This is a genomic window from Paraburkholderia sp. BR13439 (assembly GCF_040948805.1).
Taxonomy (GTDB): Bacteria; Pseudomonadota; Gammaproteobacteria; order Burkholderiales; family Burkholderiaceae; genus Paraburkholderia; species Paraburkholderia youngii.
The window spans coordinates 1-2,567 of record NZ_JBFPKN010000095.1; the positions used below are offsets into that span (position 1 = coordinate 1).

The window sequence follows — 2,567 nt, forward strand, 5'->3', positions numbered from 1 at the left end:
GATAATCCAGAGGATTTTTAGCAGGGCGGAAACGGCGCAGTGAGCAGGATAAGGGCTCCGCAAACGAGCCGTTTCTGCCCTGCTAAAAATTCCTTGAGCTAAGCCGCTCCAGTGTCGGTGGCTATGGGAATTGAATCGGTGCCGTGGCGGCTGTGACCGCCGCTTGCGGGAAGCAAAGCGACGGCAGGAAAGGATCCGGATGCACGATCGGGCAGGCACGACCAGACTTGATCGTCCGCAAGCGGCCCGGGGTGCAGGAGAAAGGTGCGCTGCGGCCGCAATGGGCAAGCCTGCCGCGCGGATCCGCAGGATGTGCCGGGTCCGGCGCCCGGTAGGGGTGTACGTTCGTACCTCATTGCGGGTACGGCGGCGCCCGCGGCGGCGCGCCAGGCAGGAGGTATTCGACGCAGACCATATGACCGTGTCTGCAGACCGGACAGTCGCGCAGTGACCGGCCGGTCAGCTGCGCAAGGTAGTCGCGGTAGTCGGGTCCGGATGTCAGCCGGATATCGGGGGGCGGTGCGTCAAGCAGACGGCGACATGCGGCGAGGCTGGCCTCACGCAACCGGTTGCTGAGCAGTCCGTAGTGGCGGATCCGTTGCAGTCCGTGCGGCAACACGTGCAGCAGGAAGCGGCGCAGGAACTCGTGGGCGTCGAGTTGCATCACGCGTGGTCTGGCCGGATGGCGATAGTCCTTCCAGCGGAATGTGACGTGCCGTTCGCCCTGACTGATGAGCCGGCTGTTCGAGATCGCGACGCGGTGGGTGTAGCGCCCGAGATAGTCGAGGACCTGCTGCGGACCACCGAATGGCTCCTTGGCATAGATGACCCACTCGGTCTGGCGCGAGCCGCAAAGATAGCGGGCAAACTCGCCCGGCTCGGACAGGTGGGCCAGCGACGCGAAGAAGCGCAGTGCCCCGGTATCGAAGGCATGTTGCAAGCGCTCGAGGAACAGCCGGCGGAACAGGCGCGAGAGAACCCGCACCGGCAGGAAGAATCCGGGCCGGCAAGCCACCCAGCGCGTGCCGTCGGCAGTCAGGCCGCCGCCCGGGATGACGCAGTGCAGATGCGGATGGTGGACCAGATTCTGCCCCCAGGTGTGCAGCAGCGCGATGAAGCCGATCGTGGCGCCGAGATGCCGGGGGTCTGCCGCTATCGTCTGCAGCGTTTCGGCCGTTGCCTGGAACAGGATGTCGTAGACGACACGCTTGTTCTGGAATGCGATGGCGGCGATCTCCTGCGGAACGGTGAAGACGACGTGGAAGTACGGCACCGGCAGCAGGTCCGCCTGACGGTGGTCGAGCCAACGTGCCCGGGCAAGCGACTGGCACCTCGGGCAGTGCCGGTTGCCACACGAGTTATAGGCGATGCGCTGATGTCCGCAACTGTCGCACTGTTCGACGTGACCGCCCAGGGCCGCCGTCCGGCACTGCTCGATGGCACGCATGACGCGGCGCTGCTCGCGGTCGAGCGAGTCGGCATGCTGTTGCCGGTAGGCCGGGCCATGGCGGTGCAGGATGTCCGCCAGCTCCAGCGGGGCCTTCATCGCGGTTCAGGCCTGGTCAACAGGTGCTTCGCGTGAAGCCTGCGGGGACATCGACGGCAACCGCTCGAACGGGCTGGCCGTCGCACAGATCGTGCTCGTCGCGACCATCAGGTAGCGCGCCGTGGTGGCCAGGCTGCGATGGCCCATCAGCAGCTGGATCAGGCGCACGTCCGTGCCGGATTCGAGCAGGTGCGTCGCAAACGCATGACGCAGGGAGTGCGGCGTGACCGGCTTGGTGATCCCGGCACGGCGACGGGCGTCATGGCACGCCTCCCGCACCACGTCGGCCCCCACGGGTTGATCCGGGAAGCGGCCGGGAAACAGCCAGTACTGGGGCCGGCCGATACACCAGTAGCTGCGCAGGACCTCCAGTAGCCGTGGCGAGAGCATCACGTAGCGGTCGGCGCGACCTTTGCCCTGCTCGACACGCAGCATCATGCGCTGGCTATCGATATCGCCGACCTTCAGCCGGGTGGCTTCCGAGATGCGCAGGCCGGCCGCGTAGGCCGCGATCAGTACGGTTCGATGCTTGACGCTACGGATCGCTTCAAGGAACCGGGTGATCTCCTCCTGACTGAGGATCACCGGGAGTTTGCGCGGCGTCCGCGCGATCGGGAGTTCTTCGACCGCCCACTCGCGTTTGAGCGTGACGTGGTACAGGAAGCGCAGCGCCGCGGTGGCCACCACCAGCGTGCTGGATGAGCGCCGCTGGACTTCAGTCAGGTGCACCTGCCAGGCGCGCACCTCCTCGGGACCCAGCAGTTCGGGGGACCGCCCGAAGTGCCTGGCAAAGTTGTTCACCTGCTGGAGATACGCGCGTTGCGTATTGGGCGCGAGGTTGCGCACGCGCATATCCTCGATCATGCGTCGACGTAAAGGTGTCATGGTGGACTCCGCTCTGAATGGTCAGGACAGCAAACTGCACTGCCATCGTCCCACTCGAACGGATGTGCCCTGCGGATGATCCCGGAGTCGAAGTCGCCAGCCAACCGCCTCCTCCCGCGTCAGCGGGTTAGTTCAA

The 2,567-nt window shown here is 65.8% G+C and carries 2 protein-coding genes; both read right to left on the reverse strand.

Features of this window, described 5'->3' with window-relative positions; all coding sequences use genetic code 11:
* Nucleotides 1-352: 352 nt before the first annotated feature.
* Nucleotides 353-1,546 (reverse strand): IS91 family transposase, encoded by a 1,194-nt coding sequence (locus AB3X96_RS42225; protein ID WP_368594374.1) that lies wholly within the window; start codon nt 1,544-1,546, stop codon nt 353-355.
* Nucleotides 1,547-1,552: 6 nt separating this feature from the next.
* Nucleotides 1,553-2,431: a tyrosine-type recombinase/integrase gene (locus tag AB3X96_RS42230; protein WP_368594375.1), complete on the reverse strand. Its 879-nt coding sequence runs from the start codon at nt 2,429-2,431 to the stop codon at nt 1,553-1,555.
* Between the last annotated feature and the right edge of the window lie 136 nt (nt 2,432-2,567).